The organism is Pseudoalteromonas caenipelagi (genome assembly GCF_013140855.1).
Classification (GTDB): Bacteria; Pseudomonadota; Gammaproteobacteria; order Enterobacterales; family Alteromonadaceae; genus Pseudoalteromonas; species Pseudoalteromonas caenipelagi.
This window is the reverse complement of record NZ_JABBPG010000001.1, coordinates 567,027-585,387: the sequence shown is the minus strand read 5'-3', so window position 1 is coordinate 585,387 and position 18,361 is coordinate 567,027. Positions and strand designations below refer to the sequence as shown.

The following is an 18,361-nucleotide window of genomic DNA, read 5'->3' as shown; positions in this document are numbered from 1 at the left end:
TAAAAACTTACTTCACATTCCATTAACTTGTTCAATATTTTCTCTGAATTGGTATATCTCAGGGTTCATGCACTTTGAGCCACTGTGATGCAGCTAAACCTCAAACAAACTTGCTTAAACTTTAAACTGCTCAAGCATGCTTTCTTGCTCTGCTATCTTTTCTACTTGGCTCTTCATGGTGTGGTCAACGGTTTTTGCTTCGTTAAAGACCATATCAGAGATATTTCTGATCTCCATTGCATTGGTATTTACTTCACTGACCACTTGTCTTTGCTCGTTAAGCATATCTGCAATTTGCAGGTTCAGCTTTACGATGTGTTCAATTGCAGTACGAATCGCTTGCAAAGAATCACTGGTTTCATCTGCTTTGCCTACTGTTTTCTCAACCACACTCTGGCTTTGCTTCATCACTTGCACAGCATTTACCGCGCCAGCTTGCAATTGGTCAATCATGTTTTTAATTTCAGTTGTGGCTTCTTGTGTGCGCTGGGCAAGGGTACGTACTTCATCCGCAACAACAGCAAATCCACGACCTGACTCACCAGCGCGCGCAGCTTCTATCGCAGCATTTAGCGCCAGCAAGTTTGTTTGCTCCGCAATACCGTTAATAACTGACAATATTTGCTCAATACCACTGGTTGATACTTCTAAATCATTAACAACGTCTACAGCAGTAGATATTTGCTCTGACAAATGAGCTATCGTATCAGTGGTTTGCGCAACAATCTTTTGCCCTTCAACTGCAGCTGTATCTGTATTTTGAATCGCCTCTGCAGCTTCCTGCGCAGAGTTGGCGACACGTTGTTCTGTTTCAGACATATGCTCTGTCGCTGCAGTTAGAGACGTTAGAGATTCTAACTGCCTTGAAATAGCATTGCTTGATTGGTTTGCTCCAGAAGACGTTTGTTTGGCGTCTTCAAGAATTTCATGTCCGAGTACTTGAATATCTGCGATAAGCTGTTGCAAACGTGCAGTAAACAGGTTGAAATTTTCAGCCAGCGAAGCAAACTCAGGGTCACTATTAGTATTAAGTCTTACCGTTAAATCGGCATTCCCTTTAGCAATGTTCGCCATTGCATCATTAATATCTGATAGCGGCTTGAGTAAGAGGTTAATAACAAAAGATAAAACCACGATACTGATGATCACAAATAACGTAGTAAATAAGATAGAGTCCTGAGTGACTTCTGTAACAGCCTCAAATACTTTGTCTTTTTCCAATGCCACACCGACTAACCAGTCAAAACCTTCTACTTTTTGGAAATCAATGAGATACTCGGTGTTGTTCAACGTGATGTATTGTAGGTTTTGGCTAAATGCGGTGTTACCCAAAAATTTACTTGCTTTATCGCCGTTAAGACTGACATTAGGGTGAGAAATAATAGTGCCATCAGTACTAACCATGAACGCAAAACCAGCATCAAACAAGTTGAAAGAGTTAATCATATCGCCAAGCTTGGCTAAACTCACATCATAAAACAACGCACCGTGAAAACGACCTTGCTTTGTTACAGGTGTACCAACAGATACGACAATTTCTTTACTCACAGAGTCGGCATAAGGTGCAGTGACTATTAGCTTTCCCGCATCCTTGGCGTCAGTGTACCATGGCCTTTTACGAGGATCCCAAGTAGGGCCAGGGTTCCAAGAAGGGTTGCTGGCTATATATTTGCCTGTGCTTTCTTCGCCATAGCCAATTAACAAAAATTGTTCTGTTAGTTTTGGCTGCGATAAAATTGGATATGCGCTTTGTAGAGAGTCGGTTTGCGACACCAAAGAAGTCGCCAATGTGGCTAAATCGATACTGCCTTGCATTTGTGCTGTAACGGTATTACTGATCCCTTGGATTATTTCATTAACGCTATGACTAACTTGTAATTCTAGATTTTGTTTAATTGAAAAGTATTGTTTGATTGATAAAACGCTGAGCGCAAGAAACAAGACTAACGAGGATACAATAACAATTTTGTGTTTGAACTTCACGGCACATCTCCAACACTCGACATCATATAAATGTAAAACATTAACAAAAACTTGCAATGTTAGTTTTGCTTTAATGTACCAGATATCGCAAAACTTTAAACAGTTAGATTAATTTGCTTTAAACATTTATGTAATATATTTGTTACTTATCCAGCTTCTATCATAATAGATGTTTTCCAATCCCTGTCTTTTGTACGTGAGTTAGATTCTTTAAAGATACAATTGTCGCCAAAGTTGATACTAAAGGCGTATTCAAGTCGCATTCATATTGGTCCTTTATTATTGTATATTGCATTGTGATTAACTCAATAATCGAAAGGGTAACTTATGAATAAGTTAACTAATTTACTATCCATAACAGCAGCAATCATTTTAGGCGGTTGTGGCGGTTCATCTGATTCAAGTAGTTCAGCAGCACAAACAACGCCAACAGTTGTTACAACTACAATGTCTTTAGGAGTATCAGATGCGCCAGTGAGCAACGTTAAAGCTGTCAATGTTATGGTCGACGGTGTTGTGCTACAAAAAGATGATGCGCGGACAAGCTATGAAACAAAAGATGAAAATGGTAACCCGATCATCATTAACCTACTTGACTACAGTGGAGATAAGATATTTCCATTGCTAGATTCTGTGGAGCTTGAATCTGGCGAATATCAGTGGCTAAGAGCAAACATTGTTAATGGTAGCAGCGTAGATAACCTTTCTTTAGGGTCACACCTTGTCTATAACGATGATTCGCAGGTACCGCTTGATGTAAAGCGTAAGGGGAGTGATGGGGTCGGTGAAATCCAAATTAACAATGTTGTTGTTAATGAAGGGGCTAACTCGTTTGTATTAGAGTTTGACCTTAATCGCTCTTTGGTGGCACCGCAAAGTGGCAATACTGTGTTCTTGAAACCGACGGCGATTCGTTTGGAGAATACAGCGCAGACTTTCACCGTGTCAGGTTCAGTCTCTGAGGAATTAAAATCGGCATGTATTGCTGATAACAGTGAACTTGCGCCTGAGCAGGGTCAGTTCAAACATGTGATTTACTTGTACGATGAGCAAGCCGCACAGCCGAGTGATATTTTTGAAACAGACCCGGTGGATAGCAACTCACCTATTGCAACTGCAACGTTGGAAGAGAATAATGAATTTGCTATCGCCTTTATCGAACCTGCAACGTATCAAATCGCGTACAGTTGCTTGGGCCACTTGGATGATGTTGAAGTGCAGGATGTGGATTTTTCACTCTACCAACTAAAAAGTCAGAGTGTGTCACAAAACACGACTGTTGCTTTCGAAACAACTCCCTAAACGACTCTTTTAGAGATAACCCAAACCCAATGGCCCATTTGTCATTGGGTTTTTTGCCGCCTCATTGCCTACCTTAAATCCTGCATTGTGAAAATTTACTCTGTTAATGTGTTCGTAAAGTAATGTAAAACTGATTGGTTTTTAATAGCTTACTAAGCTATAAAGCACTGATAGATCTAACCTAGCATGGTTATACGTATTAATCATTTGGCATTACTACTTTTGGGAAGCACATGCAGTTACTTAATTTGATTTTGTTTTTCATCTTGCTTGTTTGGTCGGCGTCACTATTTGGTAAAGAAGAGCGACCTGCGACCATTGTTATCACTCAGCCAATTCAATTTCTCGCTTCCAAGGAGCAGGTAACAGCAGTTGGTACTGCAGACGCTTGGCGCTCAGTTGTTTTATATCCCGCTGTCGCGGACCGTGTAACCCATATAGGGTTTAAAAGTGGTGACCGAGTTAACAAAGGAGATTTGCTCTTTCAGCTCGACGACAGACAAGAACAAGCAAAAGCATTGCAAGCAAAAATTCAGTTAGACAATGCAAAACGTGCGTTAGCAAGATTACAAGATAGCATTAAAAAAGGGGCTGCTACACAAAGTGCGCTTGATGATGCGCAAACTTTGGTAGAGCTGGCTCAAGTAGCGGTGACTCAAGCAACCAATGATATTCAGGACCATCGAGTTGTGGCGCCATTCTCAGGGGTTGTTGGGATCACTGACATTGAAGTGGGAGATTGGGTTACAAATCAAATAAAACTAGTGTCATTGGATGACCGCTCATTGCTCTATGTTGATTTTAAAGCGCCAGAGCATGCACTCTCAATGCTAAAAAATCAAAGAAAAATTAATGTAGTACCTTGGCATGATGAATACTCTTCCTTGCTGGCTAGTATTGCAGATATAGACTCGCGAATTGACGATAAAACCCGCACAATTCGTGTACGCGCATTATTGAACAATGAAAATGATCAGTTCTTACCCGGAATGAGTTTTAAGGTTATATTGACCAAGCTTGGCAAACGCTACGCGAGCATACCTGAAGCGGCGCTTATGTGGGGGCCAAACGGTCCGTATGTTTGGCTATCACAGCAAGGAGCAGCAAAAAAAGTTGAAGTTCAAGTTGTGCAGCGACAAGAGAATAACGTGCTAGTCAGAGGTGATATTCAATCTCAAGAAATTCTTGTGGTTGAAGGCGTTCAACGATTACGTGAAGGTCAGAAAATAACGTCACAATTTGCGCAGGCCCAATAATGTCCAAACCATTTTTGAATAACTCATTATCTGACTTGCCGTCGTTGGCCATTCGCAGACCTGTGCTTATAGTGGTTTTAAACTTACTGATTATTATTGCTGGTATTGCCGCGCTTGGCGGCGTTGAAGTGAGAGAGCTACCTGACGTAGATAGACCGCGTCTTACGGTAAGTGCGTCATTTCCTGGTGGATCGCCAGAGACAGTTGATACTGAGGTAACAAGCAAGCTCGAAGGAGCTGTTGCACGCGTATCAGGCGTAAAATCAATACGTGCACAAAGTGAAGAGAACAACAGTCGCATTGTGGTTGAGTTTAGACCCGGTACTGATATTGAAGATGCGGCAAACGAAACTCGAGAGTCGGTAAGTCGAGTACAAAGGGAGTTGCCAAAAGAAGTTGAGCGGGTGTCCATTATAAAAGCAGATAATGACGCCCAAGGCGTGGTTAGCCTAACCGTCAGCAGTGACTCATTAGACATGGAATCCCTCACTGCAAGAGTTGAGAGAGACTTGGCCCCGCAATTTTTAACTATTCCTGGTGTGGCGGATGTTCGACTCAATGGCGATCGAGAGCGGGTCCTACGGGTGGCGTTTGACCCGTTGAAGTTATCAAGTTTTGGTCTGTCAGTTGCTGAAGTCGCAAAAGTGTTAGAGCAAGCGCCATTCGATGTACCTGCGGGAAGTTTAAAATCTTCCGATCAGCAGCTCATTGTAAGAGCTGATGCTACATCGATAACTGCAGCGCAAGTTCGCGACATCACGATTGACGGGCAAACGCGAATTGGTGATGTGGCGGCGGTATATTTTGGCCCCGCAGATGCGCGCAATATGGTGCGTTTAGATGGCCAACCTGTTATAAGTCTGGAAGTGATCAGGCAAGCACGTTCAAACACCATCGCAATTTCTGATGAAGTACTAAAACTGGTAGAAAGCCAAAAACTGCGCTTTCCAGAGTTAGCAATTCATGTCACACAAGATGATGCCCAGTTTATCCGAGGCTCGGTTGATGAAGTGTTGCAATCGTTGTTGATCACCATAGTTCTGGTCGTCATCACACTATGGGTATTCATAGGTTCATGGCGTGCAACCATAGTCCCTGCCATCGCAATTCCAATGTCATTAATGGGGTCGGTTGCAATCATTTGGCTACTTGGCTTTTCGATTAATATCCTGACATTACTTGCACTTGTATTAGCAACCGGTTTGATTGTTGATGATGCCATTGTTGTTAGCGAAAACATTCAAAGAAGGAAGTCTCAAGGCCTAGCGAATCGCGCAGCCTCAGTGCTGGGCACAAGAGAAGTTTTTTTTGCGGTCGTAGCAACGACTGCTGTACTGGTTGCAGTATTTGTGCCTATTGCTTTTTTACCCTCAACCGCAGGGCGGCTATTTCGAGAGTTTGGAGGTGTACTAGCGGGGGCTGTGATCATCTCCTCATTTGTGGCTTTATCGCTGGTGCCTGCATTAACTTCACGACTGCCTAAAAAGTCAAACAACAAGTTATTATTTGGATACATAGGTCGCAAATGCGCTGCCTACTATGGGGTTATGATAGCTTGGGTATTGAAACATGCATGGTTAACGTTACTCATATGCTTGTTGTGCGCAGGTTTATCAGGGCTTATGTATGGTCAGTTAAAAAGTGAATTGTTACCGCAAGAGGACAGAGGAAATATTCGCATTTTTGCGCGAGGTCCCGATGGTGTGGGATTAAATTTCATGGATAGGCAAGCAATGGCAATGGAGAGCGTGCTTGCACCTTACGTTGACCAACAACAAATTTTGTCGGTATACACTGTTGTTGGCCAGTGGGACCCGAATATTGTTTTTATTACGGCCCCGCTAGTGGATTGGTCTGAACGCGAGCTTTCACAGCAGCAGATAATAAACAAGATTAGGGAACCGTTAGGTCAAATACCGGGTGCGCCTGCACGTGCCTTTGGTGCAAACAGTTTAAATCTTAGAGGACAAGGCGGGGGAATAGAGCTTGCGCTGCTTGGTGATAATTATTTGAATATTTTTAATGCTGCTCAAGAGTTTAGTGCACAGCTTGAACGCGCTTATCCACAATTTGGCAAAGCAGATATATCCTATCAGCCATCACAGCCTCAGTTGCGTGTTAATATTGATCGTCGTCGAGCTGAAGATTTGGGTGTGCAGTTGAGCGATATTGCGATCACTTTACGTGCGGCAATTAATGGTGATGATGTCGCAGATTTAAATGTGGGTGACCAGTCGATACCCATTATATTGCAAGCGCAAAATTACGAAATAAAAACGCCAGCCGATCTCGCTAATTTGTATGTTAAAAGTCAATATGGTCAATTGGTTCCGCTGTCAAGTTTAGCAAATTTAGCTGAAGAAGGTGTCGCCGCAGAATTAGAACGGTATGCGCAGCGCAGAGCCATAGAGCTCGACTTGGAACTACCAAATGGCATGGCAATGAGTGAGGCAGTAGAAATCATCAGGGCATTTTCCCATGAGACGCTTCCCGCAGGCATTGATTTAGCGTTTAAAGGAGAGGCCTTAACTTATCAAGAAACTGCTTATGAGGTGATGTTGACATACATTCTTGCCTTTTTAATTGTTTTGCTGGTGTTGGCAGCTCAGTTTGAGAGCGTAAATAGTGCAATGGTTGTTATGATCACAGTGCCTTTTGGTATTGCTTCAGCCTTTGTTGCATTAAAAATCACAGGAACCAGCTTAAATATTTATTCGCAAATTGGTCTGGTTATGTTGATTGGCTTGCTAGCGAAAAATGCTATTTTGCTGGTGGAGTTTGCAGATCAGCTCCGTGATAAGGGTTATGATGTTAAAGAAGCGATTTTACATGCAGCAATGGTGAGATTGAGACCTATAACAATGACGCTGTTTTCGACGTTATTGGGGTCGTTACCATTGATCTTGTCTGTTGGTGCTGGCGCAGAGGCACGCAATGCGATTGGCTGGGTGGTATTTGGAGGTTTGGGGATCTCGGTGCTTTATACGTTGTTCCTTACCCCAGTTATCTACTTGGGACTTGCTCGTTTTACTAAGCCAAGGGGTGATGAAAGCAAGCGCTTAGAAGCGGAATTAGAACAGGCCCGCAGCAATCAGTAGTCGCTCTGGAATGTTAAGAGCTCAACGGTATTGGTGGTCAACTCGCCGCCAGCTCGCTGAGCTCCACCGACGAGGTAAATACCATCTTCAGTGCTGATAGCACCAAGGCCATGGCGAGTTGAGGTCATCGATATGGGTAGTGTCTGCCATTTATCACTGGCAAAATCATACTGCCAAATGTGTTTGAAAGTCTTGCTATGCATCATTGTAATACCTGCGCGATTTATGCTGTAGTTATATTGCTCACCGCCAAATACGTAAACTTTATTGTTGTGCTTTGCAGCCGCAATACCTGAAGATGCAAAAGGAGTGGGTGCCAATTCAAACCATTTGTCAGCATTTTTGTCATAAAAGTCGACCTGCGATTGATTTTGATGGCGCTTATCTTGAATCCGACCGCCGATCAATAGGCAGCCCTTATCCATAGCAACACATGCTCCAGAGTTTCTCGCTAATGGCAAAGGTGCAGCTCGTTGCCATTGTTTGCCATCAAAAAACACGTGATCGTTAACATCCGCTAAGCGACCGTATATGATCCCTCTACCTGAAATCACATGAGCGTCATTATTTATAGTTGCATATCCAGCTTCAGCCTGAGGGTTGGGTAAGGGGACAGATGCTTGCCAATGATCATCCAAATCAGACAGCAAGAAAGTATCTTTTTTCACTTGCCATGGGTCTGATTTGTTTGCTGAAAAACCGCCTATTGCCAATATACCTTGTGATGTTGTCAACAACCCTAAGTGGTGACGCTTAACGGGTAGCTGTGGACCTAAACGCCAAGCTTGTTTGCATAGGTCAAATAAATAACACGAATTTGAAGCATCCATTGCACCCATAGTGGCACTTTCGGGAGTACTTTGCTCTAGCGCACCTGCAATAACTAAATGCTCGTTAAATAGGCAGGGGTAACATTCTTGAAGGTAATTAGGTAAATGAGGCTTATCTACCCAAACGGCTTTTTTGAACACAGGCGTTGCTAACAAACTCGGGGAGCTGGCCAATAGGGTCAATTGAGCTAATTTGCTGATAAAAACACGGCGTTCCATGGTTATCCTTTTTGGGTACACAATGGAAAGATAGCAAAATTAGGGGGGTTTACAATAAGGTTTTGTCATGAATTGTAAACAAGCTGATGGAAATGTGTGTTTTATGTTATAGCAGCATTTGGGGTATTAAAAAGCCCACTTAAAAAGTGGGCTATAAAAAGACTTATTTTTAATTAAGCATTTTCAAGTGCTGTACGAGCATCAACATATTCCATGTTGAAAGCTTCAGCAACTTCTTTACAAGTGATTTTACCGTTGAGTACGTTCAAGCCATCCATAAAGTGTTTGTCTTCAAGTAGTGCTGCTTTATAGCCTTTGTTCGCTAACTTGATGATGTACGGTAACGTCGCGTTATTTAAAGCAAACGTTGAAGTACGTGGCACGGCACCTGGCATGTTAGCAACACAGTAGTGAACAACTTCGTCCACAATGTACGTAGGCTCAGCGTGTGTTGTTGGTTTTGATGTCGCGATACAACCGCCTTGGTCGATAGCTACGTCAACGATTGCAGCGCCAGGCTTCATCGCTTTGATATGCTCTGCAGTTACTAATTTCGGCGCAGCAGCACCAGGAATGAGTACACCACCAATTACAAGATCAGCTTCTAATACGTGCTTTTCGAGTGCATCAGCAGTTGAATACAGCGCTTTTGCTTGGCTACCAAATTGTGCGTTAAGTGCACGAAGTACATCAATGTTACGGTCAAGGATCGTAACATCTGCACCTAGACCAACAGCCATTTGTGCTGCGTTACGACCTACCATACCGCCGCCGATAACTACAACTTTAGCAGGTTCAACACCAGGAACGCCGCCTAATAGCATACCGCGACCTTCACGAGATTTTTCAAGTGCTTGTGCACCGGCTTGAATTGACATACGGCCAGCAACTTCTGACATTGGCGCAAGAAGTGGTAAACCACCACGTGCATCAGTCACAGTCTCGTATGCGATACAGATAGCTTTGCTCTTAACTAGGTCTTCTGTTTGCGGAAGATCTGGTGCTAAGTGTAGGTAAGTAAATAAAATTTGACCTTCACGTAGCATAGCGCGCTCTACAGCTTGAGGCTCTTTAACTTTTACGATCATATCTGCTTGTGCAAATACTTCTGCAGCAGTCTCTAATACAGTTGCGCCTACTTCAACATAATCTTCGTTAGTGAAACCAATACCAATACCAGCATTGTTTTCAACGATAACTTGGTGGCCGTGGTTAATTAGCTCACGAACACTAGCAGGAACCATACCTACGCGGTACTCGTGGTTTTTAATTTCTTTAGGTACACCGATAATCATAATAAATCGCCTCTAAAATAGAACGGGATAAAATTTTCGACTATTATATGCATGCTTAACTAGTGTGTCCTACCAATTTACATGGTTGTGGTAGTGTTATACACTGATGTTTAATCTTAAACAGTAGAAAAAACTATCTAAAATGCACCAACAATTAGATCGAATCGACAGGAAAATATTAGTCGAATTACAAAAAGATGGGCGGATTTCTAATGTAGAACTCGCACGCCGCATAGGCTTGAGCGCAACACCATGCTTAGAAAGGGTAAAAAAACTTGAACGTGAAGGCTTTATAAGAGGTTATAAAGCGGTAGTGGATCCTGCTAAACTAGGTCAAGGTCTACTTGTCTACGTCGAAATTACTATAAACAAAAATTCTCCTGATGTTTTTGATAAGTTTAATCAGGCTGTACGCCAACATGACGAGATTATTGAATGCCACTTGGTTTCAGGTAACTTTGACTTTTTACTTAAAACGCGTGTAACAGATATGTCTGAATACCGAGGCGTATTAGGCGAAATTTTATTAAAATTACCTAACGTCAGTGAAAGTCGCACTTATGTCGTGATGGAAGAGGTAAAAGGTGAAGAGGGTGAAATAATAAAACCCTATGCACCATGAGCCTTTTCTTGCTAAGGTGTGCCTAGTAAATTGCTAATAAAAGAACAAAAATAGAGGAAAACGCCAGTATGCGTCTAAATGGTGTACAACGCCTCCTTGAAACTGGATTAATCATCAGCACTGCAGCGGCCATTTTTATACTGTGTGCATTGATAAGCTTTGATCCAGCCGATCCCGCATGGTCACAAACAAGCGAATACGTTCAAGTAAATAATATAACGGGCTCTGCCGGTGCATGGGTTGCTGATATTCTATTAGTTAGCTTAGGTTGGCTCGCCTTTTTGGTGCCGGCTGCAATTCAGATTTTAGGCTACCTATTATTTAAAAAACCACACAAAATTTTGCAGCTCGACTACACAACTTTAGGGCTGAGAGTTATCGGACTGACTTTGTTTATTACCTCAGCCAGCGCTATCAGCAGTATCAATTTTGATGATATTTTTAGCGTCTCATCCGGTGGGGTAGTGGGTGATGTTGTTGCGGGTGCAATGATGCCTGCTTTTAACTTTACTGGCACTTCAATTTTGTTGCTGTGCTTCTTCTTTGCTGGCTTAACGCTATTAACCGGTGTTTCTTGGGTTGAATTTGTAGACTATCTAGGCGCAAAAGTTGTTCAGCTTTTTAAATGGTTGATGACGAAATTTGAACAATACAATGAAAAAGTCGTGTCTGTCGAAAATAATCAACAACAACACTTATTAAATGGTACTTCAGACTATTCTGATGAGCAAGAACAACCGCAAGCCCCGGAAGATGTGCCGACACCGCAACAGAATAAATCTAAATTATTGAACCTAAAAGACAAGCTTTTCTCATCTGACAATGTGCAGGACGTTAAAGCGGCTGATGAGGAGCCATCAGTACAACCAAATGTATTTGACGAGTTAGACGATATTTTGGAGCAGGAAATCAATTTTTCAGCAATTGATGATGAAGAGTTTGATACTGCGTCGGCGCTTAACGCGCTAGATGAGTCAGCTGCCACACCAGATAATTTACCTCAAGGTCCTAAAGAAACAACCGTGGTGTCTCCTGCGAGGCCATTAAAACCAAAGACCGAGCAACCACAATCAACTTTTAAACCCCAGCCGTCAGCAAAAGAGAAATTTGAAGCGTTACTCGAAGAGCGTCCGCCAATGGACCCGCTTCCATCACTTGATTTGCTTGACCGCCCAGACAAACAGAAAAACCCAATTTCGAAAGAAGAATTGGACGCGGTTTCGCGATTAGTCGAAGTAAAATTACTTGATTTTAATATTCAAGCTAGCGTTGTTGGGGTTTATCCTGGGCCTGTTGTTACTAGATTCGAACTGGATTTAGCGCCAGGTATAAAAGTGGCAAAAATTACCGGTCTTGCAAAAGACTTGGCACGTTCGCTTTCTGCAGTAAGCGTGCGTGTAGTTGAAGTGATCCCCGGTAAGACCTATGTAGGACTAGAGTTACCAAATAAACACCGTGAGATAGTGCGTTTATCTGAAGTTATTAACGCTCCTAAGTTTGAACAAAACGCTTCTCCGCTGACTATGGTATTGGGCAAAGACATTGCAGGACAACCTGTTGTTGCAGACTTAGCTAAAATGCCCCATTTGTTAGTAGCGGGTACTACCGGTTCGGGTAAGTCAGTTGGCGTTAATGTTATGATATTAAGCTTGCTGTACAAGTCACCGCCTGAAGATGTCCGCATGATCATGATTGACCCGAAAATGCTAGAACTGTCAGTGTACGAAGGTATTCCACATTTATTGTGTGAAGTGGTCACTGATATGAAAGAGGCGGCAAATGCATTGCGTTGGTGTGTGGGTGAAATGGAGCGTCGCTACAAGCTGATGTCTGCCTTAGGAGTGCGTAACTTAAAAGGTTACAACCAAAAAGTGTTAGATGCTAAAGCGGCTGGGCAGCCAATTTTGGATCCGCTGTTTAAAGACACGGATGGCATGGCTGAAGGCCCACAAGAATTAGATAAGCTACCGAGTATTGTTGTAGTGATAGATGAATTTGCTGACATGATGATGATTGTTGGTAAAAAAGTTGAAGAATTAATCGCACGTATTGCGCAAAAAGCACGTGCTGCGGGTATCCATTTGGTACTTGCAACGCAGCGCCCATCGGTTGATGTGATCACTGGTTTGATTAAAGCCAACATACCAACTCGTATGGCGTTTCAGGTATCTAGTAAAATCGATTCTAGAACTATTTTAGACCAACAAGGTGCAGAAAACTTACTCGGCATGGGTGACATGCTGTATCTGCCATCCGGTACAAGTGTCCCGATACGTGTGCATGGTGCGTTTGTTGATGATCACGAAGTACATGCCGTGGTTAATGATTGGAAGGCAAGAGGCAAACCAAACTATATTGAAGAGATTTTATGTGGTGATGCTACCGAAGATATTTTATTGCCAGGTGAGGCACCTGAAGGGGGAGATGATGAATCGGATCCTCTATACGATGAGGCTGTAGGCTTTGTTATTGAGTCAGGTAAAGTGTCGGTATCAAGTGTGCAGCGTAAGTTGCGTGTTGGCTATAACCGTGCGGCAAGATTAGTTGAGCAAATGGAAGCGTCTGGTGTAGTTAGTGCACCAGGACATAACGGTGCTCGAGAAGTACTCGTACCAAGAGGTGGAGCAAATTAATGAATTTTTTAAATAAATTGACCAAATGTAGTGCACTGATAATTGGCTTAACCTTAAGTGTTAACGCTATGGCAGATGCGGCGAGTGATTTAAAAGAGAAGCTGAGTAATATTAATACTTTTGAAGCCCAATTCTCACAAAGCGTATTGGATGAACAAGGAAATGTATTACAACAGGGCACAGGAAAAATAGCCCTTGCGCATCCACTGAAAATTTATTGGCAACAGGTACAGCCAGACGAAACATTATTTGTCTCTGACGGAGATAAAACCTATTACTACGACACATTCGCTGAGCAAGTGACGGTCATGAATACGGCTTCTTTAATTGATACAACGCCATTTGTTTTATTAACCTCACGCGCTCAAGAGCAATGGGCAAAATATCAAGTAACACAAACTGAAGGGGGTTACCAAATAACCCCAAACGACGGTGTTGAATCACAAGTAGAGATGCTGGAGATTGAATTTTCAGATAATAATAACTTGCAAGAAGTAAGAGTGAAAGATGTTTCTGGACAAGTTTCTAGCTTTATTTTTAGCGATGCAAAGTTGAACAACTTATTAGCCACTGATCTTTTCAGCTTTATAATACCTAAAGGGGTTATAGTTGACGATCAGACTCAAAGTGAGTTATAGCGGTGAGTACTCTCGGTTTTGATTTTGCTCCTGATGTAAGACCTTTGGCCGCACGTATGCGGCCAACTTGTTTATCTCAATACATCGGTCAGTCACATATTTTAAGTGCTGATCAGCCTCTTTATAAAGCAATTGAACAAGGGCGTTGTCATAGCTTGATTGTTTGGGGTCCACCTGGAGTGGGTAAAACCACCATTGCACAAGTGATAGCGCACCATGCACATGCTGACTTAACCAAGCTCTCAGCAGTTGCCTCTGGTGTTAAAGAAATACGCGAAGCTGTTTTGGAAGCAAAAAATCGCTTATCGCAAGGTCGCAGAACACTGTTATTTGTCGATGAAGTGCATCGTTTTAATAAATCGCAGCAAGATGCGTTTTTGCCTTATATCGAAGATGGTACGTTTATTTTTATTGGCGCGACTACTGAAAATCCAAGCTTTGCGTTAAACAATGCAATTCTATCTCGGGCGCGCGTCTATACGCTAAAACCGCTAACTGATGATGAATTAGTGAAGGTCCTCAATCGCGCACTAGAGCATGATGAGCAACTAGGGCAACTTGATGTATCCATGAGTGAACAAGCACTTATGGCACTAGCAAAAGCCAGCTCAGGAGATGCCAGAAAAGCGCTTAACCTGCTAGAACAAGCTATCGATTTGGCGCAGCGAGTCGATAATCAAGTGATAATCGATGAACAAGTATTACTACATGTTTTACCGAGCCATTTGGCAAAATACGATAAAGGTGGAGATCTCTATTACGACTTGATTTCTGCGTTTCATAAATCGGTAAGAGGAAGTAGCCCTGATGCGGCATTATATTGGTACTGTCGTATTTTAGCTGGTGGCGGCGATCCACTCTACGTTGCAAGGCGCTTGTTAGCGATTGCAACAGAAGACATTGGTAATGCCGATCCAAGGGCAATGCAAGTAGCGCTCAATGCATGGGATATCTATCAAAGAGTTGGGCCTAGCGAAGGAGAGCGAGCAGTCGCCCAAGCCACGATATATCTTGCGAGTGCGCCAAAAAGCAATGCGGTTTACATGGCATTTAATCAGGCAAAGCAAGATGCGATGAGTGACCCTGACTATGAAGTACCAGCACACCTTCGAAACGCGCCAACCAAGTTAATGAAAGAGCTCGGCTATGGCGATGAATACCGTTATGCGCACAATGAATCGGGGGCTTTTGCGGCAGGAGAAAACTACTTTCCAGAGCAAATTAAAGATAGGCAGTATTACCAACCTACGGATCGCGGCCTAGAAAAGCAAATTAAAGCAAAGTTGGAGTATCTGCAGCAGCAAAACCAACAAAGTGAGCTAAAAAGATATTAAAAATGATTAAAATGTACCTAACAATAGCTTTTGGTGGTGCCCTGGGTGCCTGTTTGCGGTTTTTCATTAATGATATAATGCTAAAACTCTTGGGTAAGGGATTCCCTTTTGGTACATTGACCGTTAATATTCTCGGTTCACTGTTAATGGGCATTCTATACGGTTTAATAGAAAAACAAGTTATTACCGTCAGCCCAGCCAAGACCTTAGTGGGCATTGGTTTTTTGGGCGCATTAACAACGTTTTCAACATTTTCGATGGACTCTGTGCTGTTGTTGCAACAGGGTCAGTTTTTGAAAATGGCTCTTAATGTCACACTCAACGTGGTTGTGTGTATTTTTATGGCTTGGTTGGGCCTTTGCTTGGTCATGCAAAAAGGTTAAAAATAGCAAATGTTAGATTCAAAATACTTACGTCAAGACATTGCAGAAGCAGCGGCACGCTTAGCGAAGCGTGGCTTTGCTCTGGATGTTGAAGCAATCAATGCGCTAGAAGAAAAGCGCAAGGCACTACAAACTCAAACTCAAGAACTACAAAGTGAGCGTAACAGCCGTTCCAAAGCCATCGGTCAAGCAAAAGCAAAGGGTGAAGATGTACAACCTTTGTTAGATGCTGTTGCAAACCTTGGAGACCAACTTGCCGCTGCTAAAGCTGAGCAAGACAGTATTCTTGCGCAATTGAACGATATTGCAATGTCATTACCAAATTTACCTGCTGAGGATGTGCCAGAAGGTAAAGATGAAAATGACAATGTTGAAGTTTTAAAGTGGGGCGAGCCTAAGCAATTTGATTTTGAAGTAAAAGATCACGTTGATTTAGGTGAAGCGCTAGGAAAAGGTCTGGATTTTGAAACTGGCGTTAAATTAAGTGGTTCACGTTTTACCGTGATGCGTGGCGGTATTGCGCGCATGCATCGTGCTCTTACTCAGTTTATGCTTGACACGCATACAGACAAAAACGGTTATACCGAGATGTATGTGCCGTTACTGGTTAATAAAGATAGCTTATTTGGTACAGGCCAGCTTCCTAAGTTTGCCGAAGACCTGTTCCACACCAAAGGTCTTGTTAGTGATGATGGCGTTGAACAGGACGGCTTTAGCTTAATTCCAACTGCTGAAGTTCCATTGACAAACTGTGCGCGTGATGAAATATACGACGAGAAAGACCTACCAATTCGTATGACTGCACATACCCCTTGTTTTAGAAGCGAAGCGGGTAGCTATGGTCGTGATACTCGTGGTCTTATTCGTCAGCATCAGTTCGATAAAGTTGAATTGGTACAGCTTGTTAAACCTGAAGATTCAATGGCAGCACTTGAAGAGCTAACAAACCATGCTGAGCAAATTCTTCAAGCACTAGAATTACCTTATCGTAAAGTTGTGCTATGTACAGGCGATATGGGCTTTGGCGCCACGAAAACTTATGATTTAGAAGTGTGGCTACCGGCACAAAACACCTACCGTGAGATCTCATCATGTTCAAATATGTGGGATTTCCAAGCGCGTCGCATGCAAGCGCGTTTCCGCCGTCAAGGTGAGAAAAAGCCTGAGTTACTGCATACACTGAATGGTTCTGGTCTGGCTGTTGGTCGTACCCTTGTTGCTATTTTAGAGAACTACCAACAAGAAGATGGTAGTGTAGTCGTGCCAGCAATTCTTCGCCCATATATGGGTGGCTTAGAAGTAATAAGTTAATTCAGCTTCTAAAGCATATTTTAAAACGCCCGCTAAGTACGGGCGTTTTTTGTTTGTGTTATTCACATCGACTTCCCCTTTCGGTTATACACTTTTTTCAGTGAATGCGTTTACTTTAATATCATTAATTTAATGTGTCGCATCAATAAGCTTTACAAGCCCAACTAGGACCTGTTGATCTTTGCGGTTCATATCGTTCCTCAAAGGGCAGTGCTTGATCGGTATTTCTATTGTGTTGCTCCATATGAAGGTGAGATAAGGTGACTTTGCAGAAGCACAAAGTCTTTATCGCCAGACTCACATAGAAAATTAAACTGCTGCAAAAAAACTTGAAAGAAAAACAGACCTAGGCTCGGTTTATCGTTTTCAAATTTCAGCAAGCCAATTATAGTTAAACTAGAGGTGTGACTATGAGTGATAAATCGACAGATGAAGTGGTAGACTCCCCATGTATCAGGCACTGTTGCCTTGATGATAAGGATATTTGCGTTGGCTGCTTTAGAACGTTGTCGGAAATTTTAGTTTGGAGTAAGGCCGACACCACGTTACGCCGTAAGATCTTGGCGCGCTGCGAACAGCGCAAACTAAAAAGACTACCGTTTAGCATAAATAAGTTGCGTAGCCTTGATACCTAAAGTTGTGTACTACTTAAATCTACATGCATTTAATTTGGGTATGTTGCCATCTAATATTTTAGACAGTGTGAGCGCACTTCCCGCTGGCGCACCGACTTTTAATTGAGCGCCAGTATTAGACAGGCTCGTTACCGAGCACATTTCATTGTAAAAATCTTGGTCACAACACTCATTGTTATCATTACTTGCACCAGACTCACACAAGCGTTTTGTGGGATTTTGGGACACAATTTTATTATCTGTAATGTGACCCAATCCAGCAAAGCTATTACCTTGGGTGTTATTGAAGTATATTCCGCCATCACATTGTGCGCTGTATGCGGATTGCTGTTTTGGCTAGAGCAGGTATAAAAACCCATAGGAGGACCGAACTTTTCTTCTTTTGGGTCGTAATTGGCCTCTATTTGCCTAGGTGTTGCTTAGGTACTAACGGTAAATCCGTTGTCTTTACCCTCTAATAGCAGATCGCAAACATTTTTATTCTCAATAATCAAATGTAATCGATGTACTTTGCTCATTCTGCACCTCACACTTGCAATATGCGACGCCATCTAAGGTCCAACAGCTTGCCATTGCGCATAGAGCAAAGCGATTGTAAGCATTTGGATTAACAGGGCACTGAATCAATGGAGCAGCATTTTTCTCATCATTTTTCGAGGTACTTGAAGGTGTTTGTGCCGCATACAGGGCACTGAAGCTGAGTGGCCCTAAACATACACCAAGCCACAGCAGTACACAGTTCATGATTTTTAACATGGTGAGTTCCTTTGTGTTATTTTCTGGCAAAGTTCGTACATCAGGCTTTGAATGTGACAGCAAGAT

14 protein-coding genes are annotated in these 18,361 nt (G+C 42.6%); 10 read left to right on the top strand and 4 right to left on the bottom strand.

Annotation, left to right across the window (positions count from 1 at the left end; all coding sequences use genetic code 11):
• Positions 1–114: 114 nt before the first annotated feature.
• Complete coding sequence (locus HG263_RS02480) at positions 115–1,983, bottom strand: methyl-accepting chemotaxis protein (protein ID WP_171624492.1); 1,869 nt, start codon at positions 1,981–1,983, stop codon at positions 115–117.
• Between the two features lie 327 nt (positions 1,984–2,310).
• Between HG263_RS02480 and HG263_RS02475 the strand changes: the two genes are divergently transcribed.
• From HG263_RS02475 to HG263_RS02465, 3 genes are all read left to right on the top strand, one after another.
• Positions 2,311–3,285: a DUF4382 domain-containing protein gene (locus HG263_RS02475; protein ID WP_171624491.1), complete on the top strand. Its 975-nt coding sequence runs from the start codon at positions 2,311–2,313 to the stop codon at positions 3,283–3,285.
• A 233-nt stretch (positions 3,286–3,518) separates the two neighbouring features.
• Positions 3,519–4,541: an efflux RND transporter periplasmic adaptor subunit gene (locus HG263_RS02470; RefSeq protein WP_171624490.1), complete on the top strand. Its 1,023-nt coding sequence runs from the start codon at positions 3,519–3,521 to the stop codon at positions 4,539–4,541.
• Positions 4,541–7,639, top strand: coding sequence for an efflux RND transporter permease subunit (locus HG263_RS02465; protein ID WP_171624489.1), 3,099 nt, complete (start codon positions 4,541–4,543; stop codon positions 7,637–7,639). The genes HG263_RS02470 and HG263_RS02465 overlap by 1 nt, the downstream gene beginning before the upstream one ends.
• Here the strand turns inward: HG263_RS02465 and HG263_RS02460 are convergent.
• The gene (locus HG263_RS02460; RefSeq protein WP_171624488.1) at positions 7,633–8,688 is read right to left on the bottom strand and encodes a Kelch repeat-containing protein; all 1,056 of its coding nucleotides are present in this window, start codon (positions 8,686–8,688) and stop codon (positions 7,633–7,635) included. The two genes, HG263_RS02465 and HG263_RS02460, sit on opposite strands and share 7 nt — an antisense overlap.
• Positions 8,689–8,861: 173 nt before the next feature.
• Positions 8,862–9,983, bottom strand: a complete 1,122-nt coding sequence (gene ald / locus HG263_RS02455) for an alanine dehydrogenase (protein WP_171624487.1) — start codon at positions 9,981–9,983, stop codon at positions 8,862–8,864.
• 142 nt (positions 9,984–10,125) lie between these two features.
• Here ald and lrp point away from each other — a divergent pair, with 142 nt between their 5' ends.
• The 7 genes from lrp to HG263_RS02420 all read left to right on the top strand — a co-directional run bounded on the left by lrp (position 10,126) and on the right by HG263_RS02420 (position 17,539).
• Positions 10,126–10,605, top strand: a complete 480-nt coding sequence (lrp, locus tag HG263_RS02450) for a leucine-responsive transcriptional regulator Lrp (RefSeq protein ID WP_171624486.1) — start codon at positions 10,126–10,128, stop codon at positions 10,603–10,605.
• Positions 10,606–10,673: 68 nt separating this feature from the next.
• Entirely contained in the window at positions 10,674–13,238 is a 2,565-nt protein-coding gene (locus tag HG263_RS02445; protein ID WP_171624485.1) for a DNA translocase FtsK, read from the top strand.
• Positions 13,238–13,876, top strand: a complete 639-nt coding sequence (gene lolA, locus HG263_RS02440; RefSeq protein WP_171624484.1) for an outer membrane lipoprotein periplasmic chaperone LolA — start codon at positions 13,238–13,240, stop codon at positions 13,874–13,876. Before HG263_RS02445 ends, lolA begins: the two co-directional genes overlap by 1 nt.
• 2 nt (positions 13,877–13,878) lie before the next feature.
• The gene (locus tag HG263_RS02435) at positions 13,879–15,210 is read left to right on the top strand and encodes an AAA family ATPase (RefSeq protein WP_171624483.1); all 1,332 of its coding nucleotides are present in this window, start codon (positions 13,879–13,881) and stop codon (positions 15,208–15,210) included.
• A gap of 2 nt (positions 15,211–15,212) precedes the next feature.
• A complete protein-coding gene (gene crcB / locus HG263_RS02430; protein ID WP_171624482.1) occupies positions 15,213–15,593 on the top strand; it encodes a fluoride efflux transporter CrcB in 381 nt (126 codons plus the stop codon).
• Positions 15,594–15,602: 9 nt separating this feature from the next.
• Positions 15,603–16,904 (top strand): serine--tRNA ligase, encoded by a 1,302-nt coding sequence (gene serS, locus HG263_RS02425; protein WP_171624481.1) that lies wholly within the window; start codon positions 15,603–15,605, stop codon positions 16,902–16,904.
• Between the two features lie 410 nt (positions 16,905–17,314).
• Entirely contained in the window at positions 17,315–17,539 is a 225-nt protein-coding gene (locus tag HG263_RS02420; protein WP_171624480.1) for a DUF1289 domain-containing protein, read from the top strand.
• Positions 17,540–18,022: 483 nt separating this feature from the next.
• On the opposite strand, the gene HG263_RS02415 is transcribed toward HG263_RS02420, so the two are convergent.
• Positions 18,023–18,295 (bottom strand): hypothetical protein, encoded by a 273-nt coding sequence (locus tag HG263_RS02415; RefSeq protein WP_171624479.1) that lies wholly within the window; start codon positions 18,293–18,295, stop codon positions 18,023–18,025.
• Positions 18,296–18,361 lie beyond the last annotated feature (66 nt).

Bases quoted from the DNA above. Each gene is read 5' to 3' on its own strand.
- HG263_RS02415 (WP_171624479.1), bottom strand. From the start codon at position 18,295: ATGTTAAAAATCATGAACTGTGTACTGCTGTGGCTTGGTGTATGTTTA.
- lrp (WP_171624486.1), top strand. From the start codon at position 10,126: ATGCACCAACAATTAGATCGAATCGACAGGAAAATATTAGTCGAATTA.
- HG263_RS02470 (WP_171624490.1), top strand. From the start codon at position 3,519: ATGCAGTTACTTAATTTGATTTTGTTTTTCATCTTGCTTGTTTGGTCG.
- lolA (WP_171624484.1), top strand. From the start codon at position 13,238: ATGAATTTTTTAAATAAATTGACCAAATGTAGTGCACTGATAATTGGC.
- serS (WP_171624481.1), top strand. From the start codon at position 15,603: ATGTTAGATTCAAAATACTTACGTCAAGACATTGCAGAAGCAGCGGCA.
- HG263_RS02465 (WP_171624489.1), top strand. From the start codon at position 4,541: ATGTCCAAACCATTTTTGAATAACTCATTATCTGACTTGCCGTCGTTG.
- HG263_RS02475 (WP_171624491.1), top strand. From the start codon at position 2,311: ATGAATAAGTTAACTAATTTACTATCCATAACAGCAGCAATCATTTTA.
- HG263_RS02420 (WP_171624480.1), top strand. From the start codon at position 17,315: ATGAGTGATAAATCGACAGATGAAGTGGTAGACTCCCCATGTATCAGG.
- HG263_RS02460 (WP_171624488.1), bottom strand. From the start codon at position 8,688: ATGGAACGCCGTGTTTTTATCAGCAAATTAGCTCAATTGACCCTATTG.
- crcB (WP_171624482.1), top strand. From the start codon at position 15,213: ATGATTAAAATGTACCTAACAATAGCTTTTGGTGGTGCCCTGGGTGCC.
- HG263_RS02445 (WP_171624485.1), top strand. From the start codon at position 10,674: ATGCGTCTAAATGGTGTACAACGCCTCCTTGAAACTGGATTAATCATC.
- ald (WP_171624487.1), bottom strand. From the start codon at position 9,983: ATGATTATCGGTGTACCTAAAGAAATTAAAAACCACGAGTACCGCGTA.